The following is a 23762-nucleotide window of genomic DNA, read 5'->3' as shown; positions in this document are numbered from 1 at the left end:
GCCGGTCATTGTCCGGCATCGGCGGTGGCGGCGGCCACGGCCGGGGACTCGTCTCCTTCGGTACGGCGCTGGGTGGGGGTGTTGGGCAGGAGCGCGGCGGCCAGCAGGGCGGTGGCGAGCGCGGCGATGCCGCACACCAGCAGGACGAGGCCCATGCCGTGCACGTAGGAGGCGTCGGCGGAGGCGACGAGGCGGGCGGAGCCGGTCTTCTCGGCGACCAGGTGGGCGGCGACCACCGACTCGCCCGCGGTGTGGCCGAGCGGGGCGGGCAGGCCGGTGACGTCGAGGCGGTCACGGAGGGTACTGGCCAGCAGGCTGCCGAGCAGGGCGATGCCGATCGCGCCGCCGACCTGGCGCGTCGTCATCAGCAGCCCGGAGCCGCTGCCGGCCCGGTTCGCGGGCAGGGCGCCGAGGGCGCCGTCCATGGAGGGGACCACGGAGAAGCCGAAGCCGAGGCCGGCGACGGAGAGCCACAGCGCGGTGAAGCCGTAGCCGTCGCTGACCGAGGTGCGGCTGCCGAGCAGGGCGGCGAAGGCGAGGACGACCAGGCCCGCGGCGACCACGGCGCGGGCGCCGAAGCGGGCGACGACCGGCTGGGCGGCCCGAGCGGCGACGATGAGGCCGCCCATCATGGGCAGCAGCCGCAGGCCGGTGCCGAAGGCGTCGTTGCCGAGGACGGCCTGGAGGTAGGGCGGCAGTACGAACATCAGGCCGGACAGCACGAACATCACCAGGGTCGCGGCGAGGGTGTTGAGCAGGAAGCCGCGGTGGGTGAGGAGTTCCATGTCGAGCATCGGGCGCTGGGCCCGGCGCTCGCGCAGCACCAGGGCGGTGACCAGGACGACGGCGACCGCGAACAGGGCGAGGACCAGCGGGTCGCCCATGCCGCGGTCGGGGGCCTCGATGATCGCGTAGACCAGGGCGCCGAGGCCGATCGCGGTGAGCGCGGTGGAGAGGACGTCGACCGTGGGGGAGGCGGGGTCGCTGGTCTCGGGCAGCAGGAGGACGCAGGCGGCGACGCCGATGGCGGCCATCGGCACGTTGATCAGGAAGACCGAGCCCCACCAGAAGTGGTTGAGCAGGAAGCCGCCGATGATCGGGCCGAGCGGCAGGCCGAGCGCCGAGGCGGCCGAGACGATCCCGACGGCCCGGGTGCGCTCGGACGGCCCGAACAGCGAGGGCAGCACGGACATCGCGAGCGGCATCACCAGCGCGGCGCCGACGCCCATCGAGGCGCGGGCGGCGATCACCCAGTGCACGTCTCCGGCCAGCGAGCCCATCACCGACCCGGCCAGGAAGATCAGGAGGCCCACGACCAGCATCCGGCGGCGGCCGAAGCGGTCGCCGAGGAGTCCGGCGGGGAGCATCAGCGACGCGAAGACGATGACGTACGCGTCCGCCATCCACTGCTGCTGGCTGGTGGTGGCGCCGAGCTCCCCGGCCATCGTCGGGAGCGCCACGTTGAGGATCGTCGTGTCGAAGCCGAGCACCAGCATGCTCGCGACCAGGGCACCGAGGGCCCACCACCGGCGGGGGTTCTGATGCGTCTCTTCGGGACGAGTGACAGTAGCCATGAAATGATAGTAGCTTTCAAAATCTAGTAACTGTCAATGGCGAGCTGATGTCGTCATGTGCGGGAGGGCATGAAAAAGGCGGCCACGGCTCGGGAGCCGTGGCCGCCTGGAGAAGCGGCGGTGGAGCTATGCGTGCTGGTAGGCCACCAGGGAGATGCCGACGTAGTGCACGACGAACGCGGCCAGCGTGAAGGAGTGGAACACCTCGTGGAAGCCGAAGTACCGCGGTGACGGGTTCGGGCGCTTGATGCCGTAGATCACGCCGCCCGCGCTGTAGAGCAGGCCGCCTACGATCACCAGGACCAGGACGGCGATACCGCCGGTGCGCATGAAGTCGGGCAGGTAGAAGACCGCCGCCCAGCCCATCGCTATGTAGCAGGGCGTGTACAGCCAGCGCGGGGCGCCGACCCAGAAGACCCGGAAGGCGATGCCCGCGGCCGCCGCGGCCCAGATGCCCCACAGCAGCCACTGGCCCTTGGCGGCGGGCAGGAGCAGCAGGGTCAGCGGGGTGTAGGTGCCCGCGATGATCAGGAAGATGTTGGCGTGGTCGAGTCTGCGCAGCACGCCGTCCATGCGCGGACTCCAGTTGCCCCGGTGGTAGAGCGCGCTCACGCCGAACAGCAGGCACGCCGTCAGGGCGAAGATCCCGCAGGCGATGCGGCCGCGCGGTGAGTCGGCGAGGGCGGTGAGGACGAGGCCCGCTACGAGTACGGCCGGGAACATGCCCAGGTGCAGCCAGCCGCGCAGTTTGGGCTTGACCTGTTGCGACAGGGACGAGAGCGCTGCGGGACCGCGGCCGGCGGCCGGCGGTTCCGAGGGCGCGTCGGGGGCGGACGCAGTCATGAGGGGCATCGTACCTACGGAACCGTAAGTTACGGATCAGTCCCGCTCCATCACCGGCCGAGAGTGGCCATCGTCTCACGGAGTCCCGGTTGCGCTCGCGTCGGCTCGCATCGGTGAGCAAAAAGACCTTGAGGCGAACTCAATGTGGACGCAAAGAAACGCAGGTGGACCCAGAAACCGTGGCCTTCCTCACGTCGCTCATCTGTGACTCCCTCTGGACAGATGGGAGATCCAGTCGGAGGATCAAATGAGTGCGGTCGGCACCGGATGAGCGGCTACGAAGCATCCGGGTCGCAGCCCCCACGGGGCAAGCAAGGCCTGAAAGCCGGGCCAAAAGATCAAAAATCCCTCATTTAGGAGCAATCGTGGCGCGCGACATCGCGGCTCCCCCCGTCATCCCCACCAAACATCAGGAACTGGTCTCGTGGGTCAACGAGATCGCCGAACTGACGCAACCGGACAGCGTGGTCTGGTGTGACGGATCCGAGGCCGAGTACGAGCGACTGTGCGAGGAGCTCGTGGCGAAGGGCACCTTCAAGAAGCTCGACCCGATCAAGCGCCCCCACTCCTACTACGCGGCCTCCGACCCGACCGACGTCGCCCGGGTCGAGGACCGCACGTTCATCTGCTCCGAGCGGGAGCAGGACGCCGGCCCGACCAACCACTGGAAGGCCCCCGCGGAGATGCGGGAGATCTTCAGTGGCGAGAAGGGCCTGTTCCGCGGCTCGATGAAGGGCCGGACGATGTACGTCGTCCCGTTCTGCATGGGTCCCCTCGGCTCGCCGCTGTCCGCCCTCGGCGTGGAGATCACGGACTCGGCGTACGTCGCCGCCTCGATGCGCACGATGACGCGCATGGGCCAGGCCGTCCTCGACGAGCTCGGCGACGACGGCTTCTTCGTCAAGGCCGTCCACACCCTCGGCGCGCCCCTCGCGGAGGGCGAGGCCGACGTCCCCTGGCCGTGCAACCAGACCAAGTACATCTCGCACTTCCCCGAGTCCCGCGAGATCTGGTCCTACGGCTCCGGCTACGGCGGCAACGCCCTGCTCGGCAAGAAGTGCTACGCCCTGCGCATCGCCTCCGTCATGGCGCGCGACGAGGGCTGGCTCGCCGAGCACATGCTGATCCTCAAGCTCACGCCCCCGCAGGGCGAGTCCAAGTACGTCGCCGCGGCCTTCCCGAGCGCCTGCGGCAAGACGAACCTCGCCATGCTGGAGCCCACCGTCTCCGGCTGGACCGTCGAGACGATCGGCGACGACATCGCCTGGATGCGGTTCGGCGCCGACGGCCGCCTCTACGCGATCAACCCCGAGGCCGGCTTCTTCGGCGTCGCGCCCGGCACCGGTGAGCACACCAACGCCAACGCGATGAAGACGCTGTGGGGCAACGCGGTCTTCACCAACGTCGCGCTCACGGACGACGACGACGTCTGGTGGGAGGGCATGACGGAGGAGCTTCCGGCCCACCTCACGGACTGGAAGGGCAACGACTGGACGCCGGGCTCCGAGACCCCGGCCGCCCACCCCAACGCCCGCTTCACCGTCCCCGCCGCCCAGTGCCCGATCATCGCGCCGGAGTGGGAGGACCCCAAGGGCGTGCCGATCTCGGCGATCCTCTTCGGCGGCCGCCGCGCCACCGCCGTCCCGCTGGTGACCGAGTCCTTCGACTGGAACCACGGCGTCTTCCTGGGTGCCAACGTGGCCTCCGAGAAGACCGCCGCCGCCGAGGGCAAGGTCGGCGAGCTGCGCCGCGACCCGTTCGCGATGCTGCCGTTCTGCGGCTACAACATGGGCGACTACATGGCCCACTGGATCGACGTGGCCAAGGACAAGGACCAGGCCAAGCTGCCGAAGATCTACTACGTCAACTGGTTCCGCAAGAACGACGAGGGCAAGTTCGTCTGGCCCGGCTTCGGCGAGAACTCCCGTGTCCTGAAGTGGATCGTGGAGCGGCTGGACGGCAAGGCGGACGGCGTGGAGACGCCGATCGGCGTGCTGCCGACGCGGGACGCCCTCGACACCGACGGGCTCGACCTCGACGACAGCGACCTCGACTTCCTGCTGACCGTCGACAAGGAGGTCTGGCGGGAGGAGGCGGCGCTCGTCCCCGACCACCTCGACACCTTCGGTGAGCACACGCCGAAGGAGCTGTGGGCGGAGTACCGGGCGCTGGTGGAGCGGCTGGGATAACTCCCCCTCCGAAAGACTCCGCGGCCGGTTTGGATGTGCCCTGACCAGCGATCGTCACGACCGGCCGCGGTGTGAAACGGCGAGGCCGCGCACAACGGCGTGCACGGCTCCCGGGCCTGTCGCCACCTGCTCCCGTCCGCCCCGACGGGAGCCCGGCGGCGACAGGCCCTCGCCTGTGCGGGCCTCACCCGCGCGGGTGGATTCCCTGCGGCCGGTGAGCGCAACACGGCTCGTGGCGAGCCGACTTGTGGGCCCGCGTCGGAACGCTGTCGCCCATGCTCACACCTCACGTTCGATCGTTCACACCTCGTGTTCGATCACTCACGGTCCGAGCCGGAACCGTGGCGGCCACCCTCCTGGCGCTCGTCCTGGCCCTGCCCGGCACCGCGGTCGCCGCCCCCGGCGACCTGGACCCCGCCTTCGCCGGCGACGGCACGGTCCTCACCGACTTCGGCGGCAACGACTCCGCCGCCGACGTGGCGGTGCAGTCCGACGGCAGGATCGTCTCCGTCGGCACCTCCTTCGACAGCTCCGGCGCCGAGAGTGACTTCGCGCTGACCCGGCACAACGCCGACGGCACCCTGGACCCCACCTTCGGCGGCGACGGCAGGGTGACCACCGCCGTCAACAACCTGCCGTCGAACGAGGGCCTCCAGTTGAGCGAGGCGCACGCCGTGGCCCTGCAGCCCGACGACGGCAACATCGTGGTGGCGGGCAGCAGCTGGCGAGGCCCCGAGAACTGCTGCTGGTTCACGCTGGTCCGGTACAAGGCGAGCGACGGCTCGCTGGACACGAGTTTCGGCAACGGAGACGGCCGGGTCTTCACCGACTTCGGCGTCCCCGAGGAGGCCACGGACGTGGTGGCGCTGCCCGGCGGCAAGATCGTCGCCGCGGGCTATGTGGGCGGCCAGGCCGCGGTGGCCCGCTACAACGCCGACGGCTCCCTGGACCCCACCTTCGGCGGCGACGGCAAGGTGACCACCGCTCTGGGCGGGTCCCTCCAGGAGGGCGGCGACCTGCGGGCCCTGGCCGTACAGCCCGACGGCAAGATCGTGGTCGCGGGCGAGGTCGGGACGACCCGCTTCGACTTCGTGCTCGTCCGCTACAACACCGACGGCAGCCTCGACACCGGGTTCGGCACCCGCGGCATCCAGCGCACCGACTTCGGTGACTACGACTCCGCGGAGGCGCTCGCGGTCCAGCCCGACGGCAGGATCGTCGCGGCCGGTTCGAGCGGCGGCCGGACCGCACTGGCCCGCTACAACACCAACGGCACGCTGGACCCGAGCTTCGACGGCAACGGCCTGGTCGTCACCCCCGGCGGTGGCGCCGAGGACATGAAGCTGCAGAGCGACGGGCGGATCGTCGTCTCCGGCAGCGGCCCGGGCGGCTTCAACGTGCTGCGCTACAACACCGACGGCGGCCTGGACAGCGGCTTCGGCAGCGGCGGCCGGGTGGTCACGAGCTTCGGCGGCAGCGACGCCGCCCACGGCGTGGCCATCCAGTCCGACGGCCGGATCGTCGCCGCCGGGCAGGGCGGACCGGACAACGACTTCGCGCTCGCCCGCTACCTGGGCGGCGGAGGCAGCACACCCCCGCCGCCCAGCGCGGACCTCTCCGTCACCAAGACGGGCCCGTCCACCGTCACCATCGGCGACCGGGCCACGTACACGGTCCGCGTGACCAACGCGACCGCCTCGACCGCGGCCGCCACCGGCGTCACGCTGACCGACACCCTTTCCGGAGCGGGCGCGACCCCGGTCTCGGCCACGCCCTCCCAGGGCGGCTGCACCACCACCGCGACCGGCGCCACCTGCGCCCTCGGCACCCTCGCCCCGGGCGCGAGCGCCACGGTCACGGTCGTCGCCGAACCCCGCGCCACCGGCACGCTCAGGAACACGGCCACGGTCACGGCCACCCAGACCGATCCGGCGACGGGCAACAACACCGCCACCGCGACCGGCACCGTCAACAACTCCCGGGGCTGCACGATCATCGGCACCAGCGGGGCCGACGCCCTCAACGGCACGATCGGCAACGACGTGATCTGCGGCCTGGGCGGCAACGACACCCTCAACGGGAACGGCGGCACCGACACCGTCTACGGCGACTACGGCAACGACACCGTCGACGGCGGCCCCGGCAACGACACGCTGTACGGCGGCCCGGGCAACGACACGGTGAACGGGTCCGCCGGCAACGACCGGGTGATCACCACCGACGGTGTGTCGGGCAACGACACGGCCAACGGCGGCCTCGGCTTCGACACCTGCACCACCGACCCGGGGGACAGCCGCATCAGCTGCCCCTGAGCACCCGCTCCGGCCCGGCCCCTCGCGCGCACGCGGGGGGCCGGTTCGGTTGTTCCGGTCCTCCGGGTACCGCGTGTGCGTCTCCTGGCGACTGGCCTCGGTGTTCCCCAGCCCGGCCGCCAACTGCCCGGCCTCCTTCAGGAGGGCCGGCCGGCGCTCCAGATGCCGCTCCGGCGGTCCCTGCCCGGGCGTCGGACGCGCCCACCATTGGGTCCGTACGAGAAGCTGTCGACCGCCTCCGGGACGTCCTGCCGTACCGTCCGCGACAGCACATGGACGCCCTCCGGGTCCTGGGCCGGCAACTCGTCGGCCCAGCCGCGGTCCGGCAACGCCGTCAGCGGTTGTGGCAACCCGGTCCGCGCGTCGCTGCGGGAGCGCGCGGACCGGGGCCGTGCGGGGGGTGGGTCAGCCGGCCGAGGTGAGTTCCGTGGCGGTCGTGTGGGCGTCCATGCGCTCCGCCGCGAGGATCGCCGCCGCGGTGTCCGCGCGGGACGCCGCGACCACCAGGGCGCGGCCGGCGAGCGCGTGCGCACGCTCGTGGAGCGCGGCCGGCTCCTGGACCGCCGTCAGCGACGCGCGGACCGGCGTACGTCCGCCCCGTAGCCGGGCGACCTGCTCGGCCAGCCGGGTCGCGGCGGCGTCGAGGTCGCCGGACGGCGTGAGCGCGCGCAGTTCGTCGGTGACGGCGAGCAGCGCGGCGAGGTGTCCCGCGAGCTGGATGTCCAGCTCCTCCTCGCGCGTCCGGTGGGGGAAGTCGGAAGGGGGGCCGGCCATCGTGCTGTGGACCGACTTGGTGCGGATCGGTTCGTACATGGGAGATGGCCTCCTGTGCTCTGACAGGAAGCCATCCTAGCTTAGATTCCGTCTAAAGTTGACCCGGTTCACGGACGGTGGGCCGGTGACCGCTCACGGCTGGCCGTAGCCGTCCAGGAACCGCCCGATCCGGGTGATCGCGTCCCGCAGGTCCCCGACCGTCGGCAGGGTCACCACCCGGAAGTGGTCCGGCTCCGGCCAGTTGAAGCCGGTGCCCTGGACGACCATGATCTTCTCCTGCCGCAGCAGGTCGAGGACCATCTGGCGGTCGTCCTTGATCTTGAAGACCTGGGGGTCGAGGCGCGGGAAGAGGTACAGCGCGCCCTTGGGGCGGACACAGCTCACGCCCGGGATCTGGGTGAGCAGGTCGTAGGCGACGTCCACCTGCTCCTTCAGCCGGCCGCCCGGCAGGACGAGGTCGTTGATCGTCTGGCGTCCGCTGAGCGCGGCCACGACTCCGTGCTGACCGGGCATGTTCGCGCACAGCCGCATGTTCGCGAGGATCGTCAGGCCCTCGATGTAGGAGTCGGCGTGCGCCCGGGGCCCGGAGACGGACATCCAGCCGACCCGGTATCCGGCCACCCGGTACGCCTTGGACATGCCGTTGAAGGTGAGCGTGAGGAGATCCGGGGCGACGGCGGCGGTCGGCGTGTGCGTGGCGCCGTCGTAGAGGATCTTGTCGTAGATCTCGTCCGAGCAGACGAGGAGGTTGTGGCGGCGGGCGATGTCGGTCAGCCCGCGCAGCATCGCCTCGTCGTACACCGCACCCGTCGGGTTGTTCGGGTTGATGATGACGATCGCCTTGGTGCGGTCGGTGACCTTGCGCTCGACGTCGGCGAGGTCGGGCATCCAGTCCGACTGCTCGTCGCAGCGGTAGTGCACGGCCGTACCGCCGCTCAGGGAGACGGCCGCGGTCCACAGCGGGTAGTCCGGGGCGGGTACGAGGACCTCGTCCCCGTCGTCCAGGAGCCCCTGCATCGCCATCACGATCAGCTCGGAGACGCCGTTGCCGATGAAGACGTGCTCGACGTCGGTCTCGATGCCTATGGTCTGGTTGTGCATGACGACCGCGCGCCGGGCGGCCAGCAGGCCCTTCGCGTCGCCGTAGCCGTGTGCCGAGGAGACGTTGCGGAGGATGTCCTCCAGGATCTCCGGCGGGCACTCGAAGCCGAAGGCGGCCGGGTTGCCGGTGTTGAGCTTGAGGATGCGGTGCCCCGCCGCCTCGAGCCGCATCGCCTCCTCGAGAACCGGACCCCGGATCTCGTAACAGACGTTGGCGAGCTTGGTCGACTGGATCACCTGCATGCCGTTGAGCTTACGGGGCGGTAACGCCCACCGGTCCGTGGTTTCCGCCACGTGAGACACGTGTGGGGGACAGGCGGGAGTGGGGAGCGGTCCGGCGATTTGGCCTGTTATCGCCGGTAGCTGTCTCAAAGGCCTCTCAACTCCCTACAATCCGCGTCCATGCCGAGACCCGCCGAGGACCAGCCCGGGGCACCCCGCGTCTACCGACCCGAGGGCGAACCGGCCCCCTCCTATGAGGAGTACCGGGACCCGGCGGCCGCGCACGGCTGGCTCAACGCATACGACGAGACGCGCGAGCTGCCGAGGATCGCGCCCGTCGCGCCGGGACCGGGCCGTGCGGAGCGGCGGCGGAAGGCGCGCGGGGCGGGTGGCCGGCGCGGCAGGTACGTGGTGGCCGCGGCGGGAGCGGTGGGAGCCGCGTCCGTGCTCGCGCTCGTCGTCGGCCTCTCCTCTTCCTCCTCGTCGCCGGCCGACGGGACGCCGGGCGGACCCGGCCGTACGAAGCGCACGTCCGGCGAGTCGTCGGCCGTGGCGGCACCCGGGCAGAGCGCGCACACCGCCGTCCCCTCCTCGTCGGCGTCGGCCGCACCGGCCGCGGCCTCGGCCACCGTGCCGCCGTCGGTGCGGTCCACCGCGTCGGCGGGCGCCGCGCCCCACGCCTCGCCGGACGCCACCGTGACCCGCGGAACGGGCGCGTCACCGTCACCGTCGGCCGCCACCACGTCGCCGACGGCGAGTCCCACGGACGGCCGGCACGGCTGGGGGCACGGGAGGGGTGGTGGCGGCAGATCCCATTGAGGGACTGCGGAAGTCCTTGGGGGGACATCGGCATCCGTTCGTCGTCGTTCGTCCCGGAAAGTCCCAACCGCGGCGAGGGATCGCGCCAACAAGCCGACCGGAAACGACTCCTTGCCCACGTGTGTCCGAATGGTGAGAATGTGCATGACAAAAAAGCGGGTGGCCGGAAGATCTCCGGTCACCTCGTCGTATAGAGGGGACCCCCACATGAACAAGCCTCTCGTCGCCGCGCTCGCCTCCCTGGCCATCACCGGGATCGGCGCGGCTCCGGCGGTCGCCGTGCCGCAGCCGGCGAAGGCCGCCGCGGTGACCGTCAACTTCGCGGGCACCGTCTCGCTCAGCAACTGCTCCGGCTCGGTCATCCGCTTCCCGAACTCCGCGGACAGCGACCCGGCGCTGGTCCTCACCAACGGCCACTGCCTGGAGACCGGCTTCCCGGAGCCCGGCGAGGTCATCACCGGCCAGTCCTCCAGCCGCACCTTCGGGCTGCTCAACTCCTCCGGCAGCAAGGTCGCCACGCTCCGCGCCAACCAGGTCGTCTACTCGACGATGACCGACACCGACATCACGATCTACCGCACCACCACGACGTACGCGGCGATCAAGAACTCCTACGGCATCAGCCCGCTCACCGTCAGCGCCGGTCACCCCGTCGCCGGCACCGCCATCAAGGTCGTCTCCGGCTACTGGAAGACGATCTACAGCTGCACCATCGACGGGTTCGTGTACCGGCTGAAGGAGGGCGACTGGACCTGGAAGGACTCGGTCCGCTACACCTCCGCCTGCAACACGATCGGCGGCACGTCGGGGTCGCCGGTGATCGACACCACCACGGGCCAGGTCGTCGCCGTCAACAACACGGGCAACGAGGACGGGGAGCGGTGCACCGTCGACAACCCGTGCGAGGTGGACGCGAACGGGAACGTGACGGTTCGGCAGGGGATCAACTACGCCGAGGAGACGTACATCATTCCGGCGTGCTTCACGACGGGGAACGTGCTGAACCTGAGTGCGAGTGGTTGCACCCTGCCCAAGCCGTAGTGCTCCGCCGGGGGCGCCGCTTTGGGGTGCGGGCGGGTGGGGGCTGGTCGCGCAGTTCCTCCCCCGGCCTTCGGCCGGGGGCACCCCCACCGCCCCTGAAGGGGCGCTACAGCGGGGTGCGCCGGATTGCTCGGCCCGCCAGTGCGTCCGTGCGGCGACCGTCCTCGATCACGAAACGGCCGTCGATCAGCACGTGCGGGATGCCGGTCGGGAGGCGGCGCGGGGCCGCGAACGTCGAGCCCGCCGCCACCGTTCGCGGGTCGAAGAGGACGAGGTCGGCCCGGTAGCCCTCGCGTACGAGTCCGCGGTCCGGCAGGCGCAGCCGGGCCGCGGGGCGGGCGGTGAGGTGGGCGACGCACTCCTCCAGGGAGAGGACGCCCAGCTCCCGCACGTAGTGGCCGAGGTAGTGCGGAAACGTGCCGTAGGCGCGGGGGTGGGGCTTCGTGCCCTGGAGGATGCCGTCGGAGCCGCCCGTGTGGACCGGGTGGCGCATGATCGTGCGGACGTTCTCCTCGTGGCCGACGTGCTGGAGGATCGTGGTGCCCAGGCGGTCGGTGAGCAGGAGGCGGCGGGCCGTCGTCCAGGGCGACTCCCCGCGGGCGTCCGCCGACTCCTGGACCGTCCGGCCGACGAACGCCGTGAGGGCGGGGTCGGTCACGCCCGAGATCTCGATGGTGTCCCACTCGATGGGGACGCCGTGGCAGCCGTCGGAGCCGACGGTCTCCAGGTGGTGGCGGATGCGTTCGGATGTCCCGTCGTCCGTCAGACGGGTGAGGGCCGCCGCCGGGCCGCCCTCGTTCGCCCAGCTCGGCAGCATCGCCGCGAGGGTCGTGCTGCCGGGGGTGTAGGGGTAGGTGTCGAGGGTGATGTCGGCGCCGGCGGCGAGGGCCTCGTCGAGGAGGGCCAGCAGGTCGGGGGCCCGGCCCTTGTTCACGCCGAAGTTCATGGTGGCGTGGGCCAGGTGGAGCGGGCAGCCGGCTTCCCGGGCCAGGGCCACCATCTCCGCGTACGCCTCCAGGGCGCCCGCGCCGTACGAGCGGTGGTGCGGGCAGTAGTAGCCGCCGTACTCCGCCACCACCCGGCACAGCTCGGTCAGTTCGGCGTCCGGCGCGTACATGCCGGGGGTGTAGGTGAGCCCGGAGGACAGGCCGACCGCGCCCTGGGCCATGCCCTCGGCCACCAGCCGGCGCATGTGGTCCAGTTCGGCCGGGGTCGCCGCGCGGTCCTCCCAGCCCACGGCGAGCGCGCGGACCGTGCCCTGGGGGACGAGGTACGCCGCGTTGACGGCGATGCCCCGGTCGAGGCGGTCCAGGTACTCGCCGACCGACCGCCAGTCGAAGTCGATGTCGTCGCCGGGGCCGTTCCAGCCGGCGATCGCACCGCGGACCTCCGCCAGCGTGCGGTCGTCGACCGGGGCGTACGACAGGCCGTCCTGGCCCAGCACCTCCAGGGTCACCCCCTGTGCGGCCTTGGCACTGTGGTCGGGGTCGCGCAGCAGCGCCAGGTCGCTGTGGGCGTGCATGTCGACGAAGCCGGGGGAGAGGACCAGCCCCTCCGCGTCCAGCTCGCGCACCGCGCGCGGACGCTGGCAGCCCGCGGCCGCGGCCTCCTTGACGATCGACACGATCCGGCCGCCGTCGATCACCACGTCGGCGCGGTAGGAGGGTTCCCCGCTGCCGTCGACGACCTCCGCGTCCCGGATGACGAGTTGCTCCACGGCCCCTCCTAGAAGAACGTGCGGACGTAGTCGACGACCGTCCCGTCCGCCTCGGCCACCGGGATCAGCTGCCACTTGTCGAACGACGTGCACGGGTGGGAGAGGCCGAGGCCCACCCAGTCCCCGACCTCCAGGTCCGCCCCGGGCTCGGTGCGCAGCCAGGCGTGCTGGTCGGACAGGCCGGTGACCGAGACGCCGGTCGCCGGGCGCTCGGTGGCCGCCCGGCGGATCACCTGGGCGACGGGCAGGTCGAGGTCGTAGGCCGCGTCCCGCTTGCCCGCGTTGGCGAAGGCCTGCTCCGGGGAGGGGCGGGAGACGATCTGCGCCCAGAGCCGGAAGGCGGGCTCCAGGCTGCCCTCCTCGGGGATCCGGTTGAAGGGGGTGACGTCCCGGTAGCGGCCGTCGTCGTGCGAGACGTAGGCACCCGAGCGCAGCAACTTCAGTACGGGGGCGGACAGTTCCGGGATGCCGGCGAAGACGTCCGCGACCGCGTCGAACCAGGCGCTGCCGCCCGCGCTCACCACGATCTCCGCCAGGCCCGCGAACCGGCCCGCCTCGTCGAAGCCGACGGCGAGGGCGACCAGCCGGCGCAGATAGGCGCGCACCCGGTCCGGGTCGGCCTGCGGGACCTCGCCCTCGTACCCGGCCACCCCGACCAGCCGCAGCGTCTCCGTCCCGGCCACCGCGTCCGCGACCGCCGCGCACTGCGTCTCGGTACGGACGCCGGTGCGGGCGCCCTCCCCGGCGGCGAGCTCGACCACGACGTCCACGGGGCGGCCGGACCCGCGCAGCGCCGCGTCCATCAGCTCGACCCCGCGCACGGAGTCGACGTAGCAGACGAACCGGAAGTCGGCGTCGCGCTCCAGCTCGGCGGCGATCCAGCGGAGCGCCGGGGCGTCCACCAGTTCGTTCGCCAGGAAGATACGGCGGGTGCCGAACGCCCGCGCCACCCGCACCTGATGCGGCAGCGCGAGGGTGATGCCCCATGCGCCGCGCGCGGTCTGCCGGTGGAAGAGCTGCGGGGCCATCGAGGTCTTGCCGTGCGGGGCGAAGGCCAGGCCGTGCCGTTCGGTGTACGACTCCATCAGCGCGAGGTTGTGCTCCAGGCGCTCGGCGGACAGGGCCAGCACCGGGGTCGCGAAGCCGTCCGAGAACAGGTTGCGGCGCTGGGCGGCCAGTTCGCCGACGGTGAGGCCCTCGGCGTCCGGCGGGAGGCCCTTGAAGCGGTGGTCGACGCGTTCCTCCGCGAGCCGGGCGAGCGCTTCGGTGCCGGTGTCGAGGGACACGGAGCCTCCCTGATCAGGTTGGTTGCATTCTCTGCAACATGCATTGCGCATGTCGCTTACCGCTGTCTAACATCCACGCCAACGCCGGGTCAATGGAGCCCGTAGCGACCCTTCCCCGACGACGAGGAGCCACGACCATCGTGAAGGCCACCGGCGCGGTCGACGCCGTGGACGTCGTCGCGCTCGGCGAGTCCATGGTCACGTTTCTGCCCACCCGGCCCGGGCGCCTCGCGGACGTGCCGTCCTTCGACCGCGCGATCGGCGGCGCCGAGTCCAACGTGGCCTGCGCGCTGGCCGCCGCCGGACACGCCGTGCGCTGGGTCAGCCGGGTCGGCGCGGACGGGTTCGGCGACCACCTGCTGGAGACCGTCGCCGCGTACGGCGTGGACGTCTCGTGCGTGGACCGCGACCCCGGGCGGCCGACGGGGGTGTACTTCCGTACGGCCGGTGACCGGGCGACGGACGCGCACGAGGTCGCGTACTACCGGGCGGGGTCGGCGGCGTCCGCGATGTCGGCGGCGACGGTGGACCTGACGGCGGTGCGCGCGGGCCGGGTCCTGCACCTGTCGGGGATCACGGCCGCCCTGTCCGAGGGCTGCCGGGGGCTGCTCCGCGAGCTGACGGCGTCCGCCGGGGAACGGCCGCCGGTGGTGTCGTTCGACGTGAACTACCGGGCGGGGCTGTGGGCCGAGTCCGACGGCGCGGAGGTGCTGCTGGAGCTGGCGCGCCGGGCCGACATCGTCTTTGTGGGGGAGGACGAGGCGGAGCTGGCGTGGGGGGTGACGGGAGGGCCGTCGGCGGTCCGGGAACTGCTGCCCGAGCCGGCGGTGCTGGTGGTGAAGCAGGGAGCAGCGGGGGCGACGGCTTTCGTGCCGGCCGCGGCCCGGTCGGGGCCGGCCGCGCGGTTCCCCGCGCCCCTGACGGGGCGCCACAGCCTCCGCTCCCTGCCGGCCGCGGGCAGTGGTGCCGCTGGGGGTTTCCCCTCCGGGGCAGGCACCCTGCCGGCGCCGACAAACGTCCCCACCCCCGTCCCGGCCCCCACCGCCGGCACCTTCGAACCCGCCCCCACCGTCGGCATCGTGGCAACCGTCGGCGCCGGTGACGCCTTCGCCGCCGGTTTCCTCTCCGGGGTCCTGCGCGGCCTCCCGCTCCGGCGGACGCTCCGGCTCGGCCACCTCTTCGCCGCCGCCGCCCTCACCACCCCCGCCGACCTCGCCCCGCCCCCCGGCCGCGACACCACCGACCGCCTGACCGCCCTGGACGCCGGCGCGTGGGGGAGACTTCGACTCGGCCCCGGCTGGACCGAAGCCGGCGCGGCCGAACAGGAGGAACGCACCCCATGAGCCAGACCGTCGACCGAGCGCTCAGCATCCTGCCCCTGCTCGCCGAGGGCCCCGCCGACCTCGGCCAGGTCGCCGACCGCCTCGGCGTGCACAAGTCGACCGCGCTGCGGCTGCTGCGCACCCTCCACGAACACGGCCTCGTCTACCGCCAGTCCGACCAGCGCTACCGCCTCGGCGCCCGCCTCTTCGCCCTCGCCCAGGAGGCGATGGAGAACCTCGACGTCCGCGAGATCGCCCACCCCCACCTGGCCCGCCTCAACACCGCCTGCGGACACACCGTGCACCTCGCCGTGTTCGAGGAGGGCGAGGTCCTCTACATCGACAAGGTCGAGAGCCGCTACCCGGTGCGCATGTACTCCCGCATCGGCAAGCCCGTCGCCATCACCGTCGCCGCCGTCGCCAAGCTGCTCCTCGCCGACCTGCCCGAGCCCGAGCGGCGGGCCCTCGCCGACAAGCTCGACTACCCCATGTACACGGCCCGTTCGACGCCCAACGCGGAGGCCTTCCTCAGGGAACTGGCCAGGGTGCGCGAACAGGGCTGGGCCACCGACCTCGGCGGCCACGAGGAGTCCATCAACTGCGTCGCGGCCCCCATTCGCGGCGCCGACGGGCGGGTCGTCGCCGCGATGTCGGTCTCCGCGCCGAACGTCGTCGTCACCGCGGACGAACTCCTCACCCTGCTCCCGCAGGTGCGCCGCACGGCGGACGCGATCAGCGGCGAGTACTCAGGCAGAACACCGATCAAGGAAGCCGGCACCGGATGACCGAGAAGACCGCCCTCACCCCCACGACCCACACCACGCCGCCCGCGAAGTTCTCGCACGGCGTCCGCAAGGGCAACATCCTCCAGGTCGCCGGCCAGGTCGGCTTCCTGCCCGCCGAGGAGGGCAGGCCGCCGACCCCGGCCGGTCCCACCCTGCGCGAGCAGACCCTCCAGACCCTCGCCAACGTCAAGGCGATCCTGGAGGAGGGCGGCGCCTCCTGGGACGACGTCATGATGATCCGCGTCTATCTGACGGACGTGGACCACTTCGCCGAGATGAACGGCATCTACAACACCTACTTCGAGGAGCAGGGCCTCACCGCGCCGCCCGCCGCCCGCACGACCGTGTACGTCGGTCTGCCCGCCGGCCTCCTCATCGAGATCGACGCCCTCGCCGTCCTCGGCTGAGGCCGACGACCCCTCGACTCCCGCACGCCGCACGCCCGTCACGGCACGGCGGCGCCCGCCCGGGCCGCCGTGCCGCGATGCCCCCTGCCCGAAAGCCCGATGAACTCACGCAGAGGACCCCCACATGTCCCTACCGCTCGCCGCCTCCGCCACCCCCACGACCCCACCCCACACCGGAGGCCTGCTCCTCCTCCTCGACGGCACCGCCGGACTCCTCACCGTCGCGGCCATCGGCATCGCCCTGCTCCTCTTCCTCATCATCAGGGCGCGGCTCCAGCCGTTCGTGGCCCTCCTCGCCGTCTCCATAGCCGTCGGCCTGCTCGCCGGTCTCTCGGTCACCGAACTCTTCGGCACCGTCCAGCGGTCGGACGCCGTCTCCACCGTCGAGTCCGGCATGGGCGGCATCCTCGGTCACGTCGCGATCATCATCGGCCTCGGCACGATGCTCGGCGCGATCCTCGAAGTCAGCGGCGGTGCCGAGGTGCTGGCCGGCCGGCTGCTCGGCCTCTTCGGCGAGCGGCGGGCCCCGCTCGCCATGGGCCTGACCGGCCTGATCTTCGGCATCCCCGTCTTCTTCGACGTCGGCATCTTCGTCCTGGCCCCCCTCGTCTACGCGGCGGCCAAGCGCGGCGGCAAGTCGATCCTGCTGTACTGCCTCCCGCTCCTCGCCGGCCTCTCGATGACCCACGCCTTCCTGCCGCCGCACCCCGGCCCGGTGGCCGCCGCCGCGCTGCTGCACGTCCAGCTCGGCTGGGTCATCCTCATGGGCGTCGTCTGCGGCATCCCGGCGGTGCTCGCGGCGTGGGCGTACTCGGCGTGGATCGGCAGGCGGATCTTCGTCGCCGTACCGCAGGACATGGTCGAGGCGGCCGAGGAGGCCAGGCAGGCGGTGGTGGCGGAGCAGCGGGCGGCCGGCGTGACACCGCAGGAGAAGCCCGTGCCGCTGGGCACGGTCCTCGCCATCATCGGCACGCCCCTCGTCCTCATCCTCGCCGCGACCTTCTCCTCCATCGCCCTCGACCCCTCCACCGGCCGCTCGGTCCTCGAGTTCTTCGGCACGCCGATGGTCGCCCTCACCATCGCCCTGGTCCTCGCCTACTACCTGCTCGGCATCCGGCGCGGCTGGTCCCGCAAGTCCCTGGAGACCGTGTCGACCGCGTCCCTCAAGCCGGTCGGCAACATCCTGCTGGTGGTCGGCGCGGGCGGGATCTTCGGCGCCGTACTGAAGGCGAGCGGCGTCGCCCAGGCCCTCTCCGACACCTTCCACGGCGTCGGGCTCCCGGTGATCGTCCTGTCGTACCTGATCTCGGTGGTGCTGCGGGTCGCCCAGGGCTCCGCGACGGTGGCGATCGTGACGACGGCCGGCATCGTCGCCCCGCTCCTCACCGAGGGCCACCACTCCCAGGCCTTCGTCGCCCTCGTGATCATGGCCATCTCGGCCGGCTCCATCTTCGCCTCGCACGTCAACGACGGCGGATTCTGGATGGTGGCCAAGTACTTCGGCATCAGCGAGCGGGACACCCTGAAGACCTGGACCGTGCTGGAGACGGTGCTGTCGGTGGCCGGGTTCGCGGTGGCGGGCGTGCTCAGCGTCTTCGTGTAGGCGTCTGATAACGAAGTCCGGGGCTGGCTGTGTCCGGCACAGGTTCTTGGACCATACTGCCCGCTGTGGAGCAGCGCATAGGAGCCAACAGCCAGCCCCTGGAGGGCGCCGGATTCGACCCGGCCTTCATCCCCGGGCTCACCTCACCCGCGTCCGCGGAGCCCGCGGACGCGAAGGCGGAGGCGGAGGCCGCGGAGGCGGAGACCTCGAAGGTGGAGGACGCCCGGCCGGAGAAGACCGAGCAGGCGGAGGCGGCGGCGGAACCCGCGGCCGATGCCGATGCCGGGGCCGCGCAGGACGACGACGCCGGTGACGCCGCGGACGACGAGGAGACCCCCTCGGGCCCTGTCTTCGAGGCCGCCGACCGGCGCGCCCGGATAGTGGCCGACCACCACGGCGTGCGCCTCAGCCTGGACGAGGAGAAGTGCGAGTTCCGCTGGGACGAGATCGGCGCGGTCGAGACCGAGGCGCCGCGCTTCGGCAAGCGCTTCACGGTCACGGTCCACACGCCGGAGCGCCGCTGGTACCCCATCGAGATCGAGGCGACGTCCCGCTCCCGCTTCAACGAGTGGGAGCAGCAGTTGGACGAGGTCCTCGACGCGTACTTCGACGACGGTTCGGAAGACGAGGACGCCCCGGAGACGGAAGCGGGGGCGGAAGTCGAGACGGGGACCGAGACGGAGGCCGAGGACAGGGCCGCCGACGAGACCGAGACCGAGGCCAAGACCAGGACCAAGACCGAGGCCAAGGCCAAGGACAAGGTCCTCGGCCAGGAGTAGTCCCTTCCGTAGCCGATCGAACCGCTCCGGCCCCGGCGGCTGCCCCACGGCCGGAGCGGCTCCGGCCGGCTAGCCGCAGTACTGCGCTTCCTTCCCGATCGACCGGTACATGCAGTCCGCGTTCTCCAGCAGTTGGAACACCGCGTCCCGGTTCCGGGAGGTCTCCCGCTCGATCACCTCGTCGGGCGGGTAGAAGCCGCCCCCGGAGCTGGACGTCGGGTACATCTCGAAGGTGTAGTCGAAGATCTTCTGGGTGCCCCAGAGGTAGTCGTCGATCGAGCCGTCGGTGATGTACAGGTCGCTCGACTGTTCCGGCGTGTAGCCGTTGCTCGCCGCCATCTTCCGCCCGACGGCCTTGAACGCGGCCGCGTCGTCCGCGGTCATCCCGGTGGCGGTGTCGGCCGTCGTGTAGCCGAACGGCCACAGCACCAGCTCGCTGTACGTGTGGAAGTCGATCCCGGCCTTGATCTGCTGCTTGCCGCCGACCACCCGGCTGCGCACGAAGTCGGCGACCACCTTGACCTCGGGTGCCGACTCCGCGGACGCACCCCGGTACGTCTCGGACGACGTCGAGCCCGACGAACCGCCGCAGCAGCCCCACTTGTAGTTCCAGTTCCGGTTCAGGTCCGTACCGACGTACGAGGAACCGGAGTTGGGCTGCCGGTTCTTGCGCCACGACCGGTAGGAGCCGGTGGCGATGTCGTACTCGCCCCCGTCGGGGTTGAGGTCGGGGACGATCCAGATCTCCCGGCTGTTGACGATGTTCGTGACCCGGGAGTCCGATCCGTATCCCGCGCCCAGCTCACGCAGCAGGTAGAGGGCCATCTCCACCGTGAGGTGCTCGCGCGCGTGCTGGTGGAAGGTGAGCAGGACCTCGGGTTCGTTCTCGTCCGTCGCCACGTTGTCGCTGACCTTGATCGCGACGATGTCCCGGCCCTGGTACGACTTGCCGATCACCTGCTTGCTCATGATCGAGGGGTAGGCGGCGAGCCGCTGGTCGATCTCGGCGTTCGCCTCGGCGTAGTTGTGGTACTTCGCGTCGGCCGTCGGGAAGTCGAACAGGCGCAGCCGGTCGGCGGCGGAGGACCGGTCCGGGGCCGCGCCGAGGGGCGTGACGTCGTAGCCGAGGCGCTTCAGTGCGGCGACCTGCGCGGCCCGTCCGGAGACGACGACCGTCTCCTCGTCGGCCTCGTCCACGGTGACGCCGGTCCGCTGGATCGCCGCGCGGGTCACCGGGGTGGTGCTCTGGTGGATCTCGTACTGCCGGACGTCGTCGGCCGAGGGGACGGCCGGGCGGGCGCTGTCGGCGGTCGCGTGGGTCGCCGTCGCCGACACGGGGGCCGCGAGGACGATGGCCAGCAGGGCGCCCAGCGTGGCGGTCCGTCTGCTGCTGCGGGCACCGGAGCCGCGTATGCGAAGTCGCATGAAGTCTCCTGGGGGAGGTGGGGGTTGGTTCAGTGCGACGTACCTACGTACCTGTGCAAGGGCTGTGCGGGTGCCGCTCATCGTCCAGGGAATGACATGGACAGGTCAAGACGGTAAAATCGGCCGCGCAGTGTACGCGCGTGCCCGCCACCGCAAGCGGCCCCCGCCGAAGTACACCCGCCCGCGTGACGTCCGTGTGCGCTCTCCCGGTCCGCCGGGAGACCGTGGTCGGACGGTCTGGAGGAGGGCTGGCTGATCATGGGCGGATCGGCGCCGCGCGGAGGCTGCCAGCTGCCGGTCGAGACGACCAGCTTCGTCGACCGGAGAGCCGAACAGGCCGCGGGCCGGGAGCTGTTGGCCACGGCCCGCCTCGTCACGTTCACCGGCCCCGGCGGGGTCGGCAAGACCCGGCTCGCCGCCCACGTCGCCGCCCGTGTCGAGCGCGCCTTCCCCGACGGCGTCCGCTACGTCGCCCTCGCCGGCCTGCACGACCCGGCGCTCGTCCCGCTGGCCGCCGCCGACGCCCTCGGCCTGCACGACCACTCCGACCGGCCGCCCCTGGACACGCTGGTGGAGCGACTCCGCGACCGCCGCCTGCTCCTCGTCCTGGACAACTGCGAGCATCTGCTCGCCGCCTGCGCCGGCCTGGCCGCGGCCCTGCTGCGCGGCACCACCGGCGTCCGCATCCTCGCCACCAGCCGGCACCGCCTCGGCCTCACCGAGGAACACCTCATGGAGGTACGGCCGTTGCCGGTCCCCGACCCGGACGGCGACCTGTCCGCGGCCGAGTCCCACGCGGCCCTCGCCCTCTTCGCCGACCGCGCCGCCGCCGTGCTCCCCGGCTTCCGCCTCACCCCCGCCAACCGTGCCGCCGTGGCCCGCCTGTGCCGTCGCCTCGACGGGCTCCCGCTCGCCATCGAACTCGCCGCCGTCCGGATGCGCGTCCTCGGCCTCGACCAGCTCCTCGCCCGTCTCGACGACCGCTACCGCCTGCTCACCGCCGGCAGCCCAGCGGCCCTGCCCCGCCACCGGACGCTCCGCGCGGCCGTCGACTGGAGCCACGACCTGTGCACCGCGCGGGAGCAGTCGGCGTGGGCCCGGCTGTCGGTGCTGGCGGGCGGCTTCGACCTGGAGACGGCCGAGGCGGTGTGCGGCGGACCCGCGGCCGCGGACGAGGCGCCCGGTCCCGCAGGCCGGGAACCGGAACCGCTCGACGTCCTCGAAGCCGTCGCCGGGCTCGTCGACAAGTCCGTGCTGGTGCGGGAGGAGACCCCGGACGGCGGCGGGGCCCGCTACCGCCTCCTCGACACCCTCCGCCACTACGGCCTCGACCGGCTCCGGGAGCGGCCCGGCGCGGAGGCCGCCGCCCGGCGCCGGCACCGCGACCACGTCCAGCTCCACGCCGAAGCCTGCGAGGCCGCCTGGTTCGGGCCGGGACAGCGGGAGATCGTCGCCCGGCTCCGCGCCGACCAGGACAACCTGCGCGCCGCCCTCGACTTCAGCCTCACCACCCCCGGCGAGGAAGGCGCCGGACTGCGGCTCGCGGGCACCCTCTGGTTCTATTGGCACGCCTGCGGCGCCCCGCGTGAGGGCCGCTACTGGCTCGACCGCGCCCTCGACGCCAACCCCGCCCCGACCGTCGGCCGCGCCCGTGCCCTCTGGGTCTCCGCCCTGCTCGCCGGCAGCCCCGAGGACCTCACCCGGGGCCTGCGCCGCGCCCGCGAGGCCCGCGCCCTCGCCGAGCGGCTCGGCGACCCGGCGGAGGCGGCCCACGCCGACTACGTCATCGGCGTGGTCCAGCTCTTCGCCGACGACCTGGTCGCCGCCCGCGCCCACTACGAGACCACCGTCGCCCGCGGCCCCGTACCCGGCCAGCACCTCAGCCTGCACGGCCTGGACCTCGTCGAACTGGCCTGCGCGTACGCCCTCCTGGGGCAGGCGGACCAGGCCGCCGCCGTCTGCGCGCGGGCCCTCGCCCTGTGCGAGGCGCACGGCGAGGACTGGGTCCGCTCCTACGTCCTGCGCATCCTCGCCCTGGCCCACGCCGTCCGCGCCGACTGGCACCGCGCCGAGCCGCGCGCCCGCGAGGCGCTGCGCCGCAAACGCGAGGTCCACGACGTCATCGGCATCGGGCTCACCCTCGACCTGCTGGCGAGGATCGCCGACGGCCTGGGCGCCGCCGAGCGCACCGCCGTCCTGCTCGGCGGCGCCGATCGCGTCTGGTCCGACATCGACCGCGACCGCTGGGGCTCCACCGCCCTCAACCAGGCCTGCCGTGACTGCGAGACCCACGCCCGGGCGGCCCTGGGCCAGGGGCCGTACGAGCGGGCGTACGGCCGGGGCGCGGCGCTGGGTCTCGCGGAGGCCCTGGCGTACGCGCTCGACGAACAGCCGCAACCGCCGCCGCGGCGGCCCGAGGTACGGACGGCGCCCGTCCGGCTCACCCGCCGTGAGACCCAGGTCGCCGAACTGGTCGCCGAGGGGCTCGGCAACCAGCAGATCGCCGACCGGCTGGTCATCGCCCGCCGCACCGCCGAGGGCCATGTGGAACGCATCCTCGGCAAGCTCGGCTTCAGCAACCGCAGCCAGATCGCCGCCTGGGTGACCGCCCGGCGCTGACGCACAGGAGACCCGATGAGTACCAGTACGGGCGCGCGCCCCGCCGCGGCCCACGGGCAGTTCGACCACCGGATGGCCGTGTTCGGCTCGGACGACGCGTTCGCCGCCGCCGCCCTCCCCTTCCTCGCCGAGGGCCTGGCCGCCCCCGACGAGCCCCCGCCCGTCGCGATCGCCGCCCCGGGCCTGCTGGCCGCCCTGCGCGACGCGCTCGGCAGCGACGCCCGGGACGTCGGCTTCATCGACCACGCCGACTGGTACACCGGCACGGCCGCCAACGCCGTGGCCCAGGGCGCCGGGTACCTCGCCGCGAACGCCGGTCCCGGCGGCCGGGTGCACCTCCTCATGGAGCCCGACTGGGCGGGACGCGCGGGCCGTTCGGCGCGCGAGAGCACCGAGTGGATCCGCTACGAGTCCCTCGCCAACCTCCTGTTCGCCCCCTTCGCCACCACCGCCCTGTGCGCGTACGACACCCGTACCGCGGGCCCGGCCGTCGTCGACGCGGCCCGCAGGGCCCACCCGGGTTCGGGGGTGTACGAGCAGCCGCCGGTCCTGGTGCGCGAGCTGGACGCCGTACCGCTGCCCCCGCCGCCGCAGTCCGCGGCCCGGCTGCCCGCGCCGGAGGCGGTCCGGTCCTGGGCCGCCGGGCGCGGGCTGCCGGCCGTGGACGCCGGGCTGTTCGGCCGTGCCGTCGGGGCGGCGGCGGCCGCGCACGGGCCGGTGGTCGAGATCCTCGCCTGGGGCGAGGCCCCGGCCTGCGTCTGCGAGCTGCGGCTGTGCCGGGCGGTGGCGGACCCGCTGGCCGGCTTCGTGCCGCCGTCCGGCGGGGCACCGGAGCCGGGGCAGGGGCTGTGGTTCACGCGCCAGGTGTGCGCGTACGTCGACGTCCGGGACGGGGCGCCGGGGGACGGGGCGAAGATCCGCGTCCAGTACGCGTGAGCGAGACG

General features: G+C 72.5%; 18 protein-coding genes and 1 pseudogene. 10 read left to right on the top strand and 9 right to left on the bottom strand.

Annotated features, from left to right (window positions below):
- Positions 1 to 5: 5 nt before the first annotated feature.
- Entirely contained in the window at positions 6 to 1574 is a 1569-nt protein-coding gene (locus tag BLW82_RS15635) for an MFS transporter (RefSeq protein WP_093499388.1), read from the bottom strand.
- 126 nt (positions 1575 to 1700) lie between these two features.
- On the bottom strand, positions 1701 to 2417 hold the full coding sequence (locus tag BLW82_RS15630) for a PAQR family membrane homeostasis protein TrhA (protein ID WP_093499387.1): 717 nt from the start codon (positions 2415 to 2417) through the stop codon (positions 1701 to 1703).
- Between the two features lie 365 nt (positions 2418 to 2782).
- Here BLW82_RS15630 and BLW82_RS15625 point away from each other — a divergent pair, with 365 nt between their 5' ends.
- Both BLW82_RS15625 and BLW82_RS15620 read left to right on the top strand, forming a co-directional pair.
- On the top strand, positions 2783 to 4606 hold the full coding sequence (locus tag BLW82_RS15625; protein ID WP_093499386.1) for a phosphoenolpyruvate carboxykinase (GTP): 1824 nt from the start codon (positions 2783 to 2785) through the stop codon (positions 4604 to 4606).
- A gap of 341 nt (positions 4607 to 4947) precedes the next feature.
- Complete coding sequence (locus BLW82_RS15620) at positions 4948 to 6918, top strand: calcium-binding protein (RefSeq protein ID WP_256215812.1); 1971 nt, start codon at positions 4948 to 4950, stop codon at positions 6916 to 6918.
- A gap of 51 nt (positions 6919 to 6969) precedes the next feature.
- On the opposite strand, the pseudogene BLW82_RS45445 reads toward BLW82_RS15620, so the two are convergent.
- The 4 genes and pseudogenes from BLW82_RS45445 to BLW82_RS15600 all read right to left on the bottom strand — a co-directional run.
- Positions 6970 to 7274: pseudogene (locus BLW82_RS45445) on the bottom strand (hypothetical protein); the annotation flags it as partial.
- Between the two features lie 49 nt (positions 7275 to 7323).
- Positions 7324 to 7731 carry an SCO4983 family protein gene (locus BLW82_RS15610; protein ID WP_093499384.1) on the bottom strand — a complete coding sequence of 136 codons (408 nt, stop codon included), beginning with the start codon at positions 7729 to 7731 and terminating at the stop codon, positions 7324 to 7326.
- 93 nt (positions 7732 to 7824) lie between these two features.
- Complete coding sequence (locus BLW82_RS15605; protein WP_093499383.1) at positions 7825 to 9036, bottom strand: pyridoxal phosphate-dependent aminotransferase; 1212 nt, start codon at positions 9034 to 9036, stop codon at positions 7825 to 7827.
- 230 nt (positions 9037 to 9266) lie between these two features.
- Positions 9267 to 9779 (bottom strand): hypothetical protein, encoded by a 513-nt coding sequence (locus BLW82_RS15600; protein ID WP_093499382.1) that lies wholly within the window; start codon positions 9777 to 9779, stop codon positions 9267 to 9269.
- Between the two features lie 262 nt (positions 9780 to 10041).
- Here BLW82_RS15600 and BLW82_RS15595 point away from each other — a divergent pair, with 262 nt between their 5' ends.
- Positions 10042 to 10875: a trypsin-like peptidase domain-containing protein gene (locus BLW82_RS15595; protein ID WP_093499381.1), complete on the top strand. Its 834-nt coding sequence runs from the start codon at positions 10042 to 10044 to the stop codon at positions 10873 to 10875.
- 106 nt (positions 10876 to 10981) lie between these two features.
- Here the strand turns inward: BLW82_RS15595 and BLW82_RS15590 are convergent, their stop codons facing one another.
- Both BLW82_RS15590 and BLW82_RS15585 read right to left on the bottom strand, forming a co-directional pair.
- Complete coding sequence (locus BLW82_RS15590; protein WP_093499380.1) at positions 10982 to 12592, bottom strand: N-acyl-D-amino-acid deacylase family protein; 1611 nt, start codon at positions 12590 to 12592, stop codon at positions 10982 to 10984.
- An 8-nt stretch (positions 12593 to 12600) separates the two neighbouring features.
- Positions 12601 to 13878: an amino acid deaminase gene (locus tag BLW82_RS15585; RefSeq protein WP_256215811.1), complete on the bottom strand. Its 1278-nt coding sequence runs from the start codon at positions 13876 to 13878 to the stop codon at positions 12601 to 12603.
- A gap of 194 nt (positions 13879 to 14072) precedes the next feature.
- Here BLW82_RS15585 and BLW82_RS15580 point away from each other — a divergent pair, with 194 nt between their 5' ends.
- The 5 genes from BLW82_RS15580 (at position 14073) to BLW82_RS44430 (ending at position 18774) form a co-directional block, all read left to right on the top strand.
- Positions 14073 to 15221, top strand: coding sequence for a sugar kinase (locus BLW82_RS15580; protein ID WP_256216210.1), 1149 nt, complete (start codon positions 14073 to 14075; stop codon positions 15219 to 15221).
- Entirely contained in the window at positions 15218 to 15985 is a 768-nt protein-coding gene (locus BLW82_RS15575) for an IclR family transcriptional regulator (protein WP_093499377.1), read from the top strand. Before BLW82_RS15580 ends, BLW82_RS15575 begins: the two co-directional genes overlap by 4 nt.
- On the top strand, positions 15982 to 16392 hold the full coding sequence (locus BLW82_RS15570; protein WP_093499376.1) for a RidA family protein: 411 nt from the start codon (positions 15982 to 15984) through the stop codon (positions 16390 to 16392). The genes BLW82_RS15575 and BLW82_RS15570 overlap by 4 nt, the downstream gene beginning before the upstream one ends.
- Before the next feature lie 124 nt (positions 16393 to 16516).
- Complete coding sequence (locus BLW82_RS15565; protein ID WP_093499375.1) at positions 16517 to 17995, top strand: GntP family permease; 1479 nt, start codon at positions 16517 to 16519, stop codon at positions 17993 to 17995.
- Between the two features lie 65 nt (positions 17996 to 18060).
- A complete protein-coding gene (locus BLW82_RS44430; RefSeq protein WP_093499374.1) occupies positions 18061 to 18774 on the top strand; it encodes a hypothetical protein in 714 nt (237 codons plus the stop codon).
- 69 nt (positions 18775 to 18843) lie between these two features.
- Here the strand turns inward: BLW82_RS44430 and BLW82_RS15555 are convergent, their stop codons facing one another.
- Positions 18844 to 20199, bottom strand: coding sequence for a M14 family metallopeptidase (locus BLW82_RS15555; protein ID WP_093499373.1), 1356 nt, complete (start codon positions 20197 to 20199; stop codon positions 18844 to 18846).
- A 258-nt stretch (positions 20200 to 20457) separates the two neighbouring features.
- Here BLW82_RS15555 and BLW82_RS15550 point away from each other — a divergent pair, with 258 nt between their 5' ends.
- Both BLW82_RS15550 and BLW82_RS15545 read left to right on the top strand, forming a co-directional pair.
- Positions 20458 to 22818 (top strand): ATP-binding protein, encoded by a 2361-nt coding sequence (locus tag BLW82_RS15550; protein ID WP_093499372.1) that lies wholly within the window; start codon positions 20458 to 20460, stop codon positions 22816 to 22818.
- 15 nt (positions 22819 to 22833) lie between these two features.
- The gene (locus tag BLW82_RS15545; RefSeq protein ID WP_093499371.1) at positions 22834 to 23754 is read left to right on the top strand and encodes an MEDS domain-containing protein; all 921 of its coding nucleotides are present in this window, start codon (positions 22834 to 22836) and stop codon (positions 23752 to 23754) included.
- The last annotated feature ends 8 nt before the right edge of the window (positions 23755 to 23762 follow it).

This window comes from Streptomyces sp. Ag109_O5-10 (genome assembly GCF_900105755.1).
In the GTDB taxonomy this organism is placed as follows: Bacteria; Actinomycetota; Actinomycetes; order Streptomycetales; family Streptomycetaceae; genus Streptomyces.
The sequence above is the reverse complement of the archived record's forward strand: the minus strand, read 5'-3'. Positions and strand labels throughout refer to the sequence as shown.

Bases quoted from the DNA above. Each gene is read 5' to 3' on its own strand.
- BLW82_RS15635 (WP_093499388.1), bottom strand. From the start codon at position 1,574: ATGGCTACTGTCACTCGTCCCGAAGAGACGCATCAGAACCCCCGCCGG.
- BLW82_RS15630 (WP_093499387.1), bottom strand. From the start codon at position 2,417: ATGACTGCGTCCGCCCCCGACGCGCCCTCGGAACCGCCGGCCGCCGGC.
- BLW82_RS15610 (WP_093499384.1), bottom strand. From the start codon at position 7,731: ATGTACGAACCGATCCGCACCAAGTCGGTCCACAGCACGATGGCCGGC.
- BLW82_RS15605 (WP_093499383.1), bottom strand. From the start codon at position 9,036: ATGCAGGTGATCCAGTCGACCAAGCTCGCCAACGTCTGTTACGAGATC.
- BLW82_RS15595 (WP_093499381.1), top strand. From the start codon at position 10,042: ATGAACAAGCCTCTCGTCGCCGCGCTCGCCTCCCTGGCCATCACCGGG.
- BLW82_RS15580 (WP_256216210.1), top strand. From the start codon at position 14,073: ATGGTCACGTTTCTGCCCACCCGGCCCGGGCGCCTCGCGGACGTGCCG.
- BLW82_RS15575 (WP_093499377.1), top strand. From the start codon at position 15,218: ATGAGCCAGACCGTCGACCGAGCGCTCAGCATCCTGCCCCTGCTCGCC.
- BLW82_RS15570 (WP_093499376.1), top strand. From the start codon at position 15,982: ATGACCGAGAAGACCGCCCTCACCCCCACGACCCACACCACGCCGCCC.
- BLW82_RS15565 (WP_093499375.1), top strand. From the start codon at position 16,517: ATGTCCCTACCGCTCGCCGCCTCCGCCACCCCCACGACCCCACCCCAC.
- BLW82_RS15555 (WP_093499373.1), bottom strand. From the start codon at position 20,199: ATGCGACTTCGCATACGCGGCTCCGGTGCCCGCAGCAGCAGACGGACC.
- BLW82_RS15550 (WP_093499372.1), top strand. From the start codon at position 20,458: ATGGGCGGATCGGCGCCGCGCGGAGGCTGCCAGCTGCCGGTCGAGACG.
- BLW82_RS15545 (WP_093499371.1), top strand. From the start codon at position 22,834: ATGAGTACCAGTACGGGCGCGCGCCCCGCCGCGGCCCACGGGCAGTTC.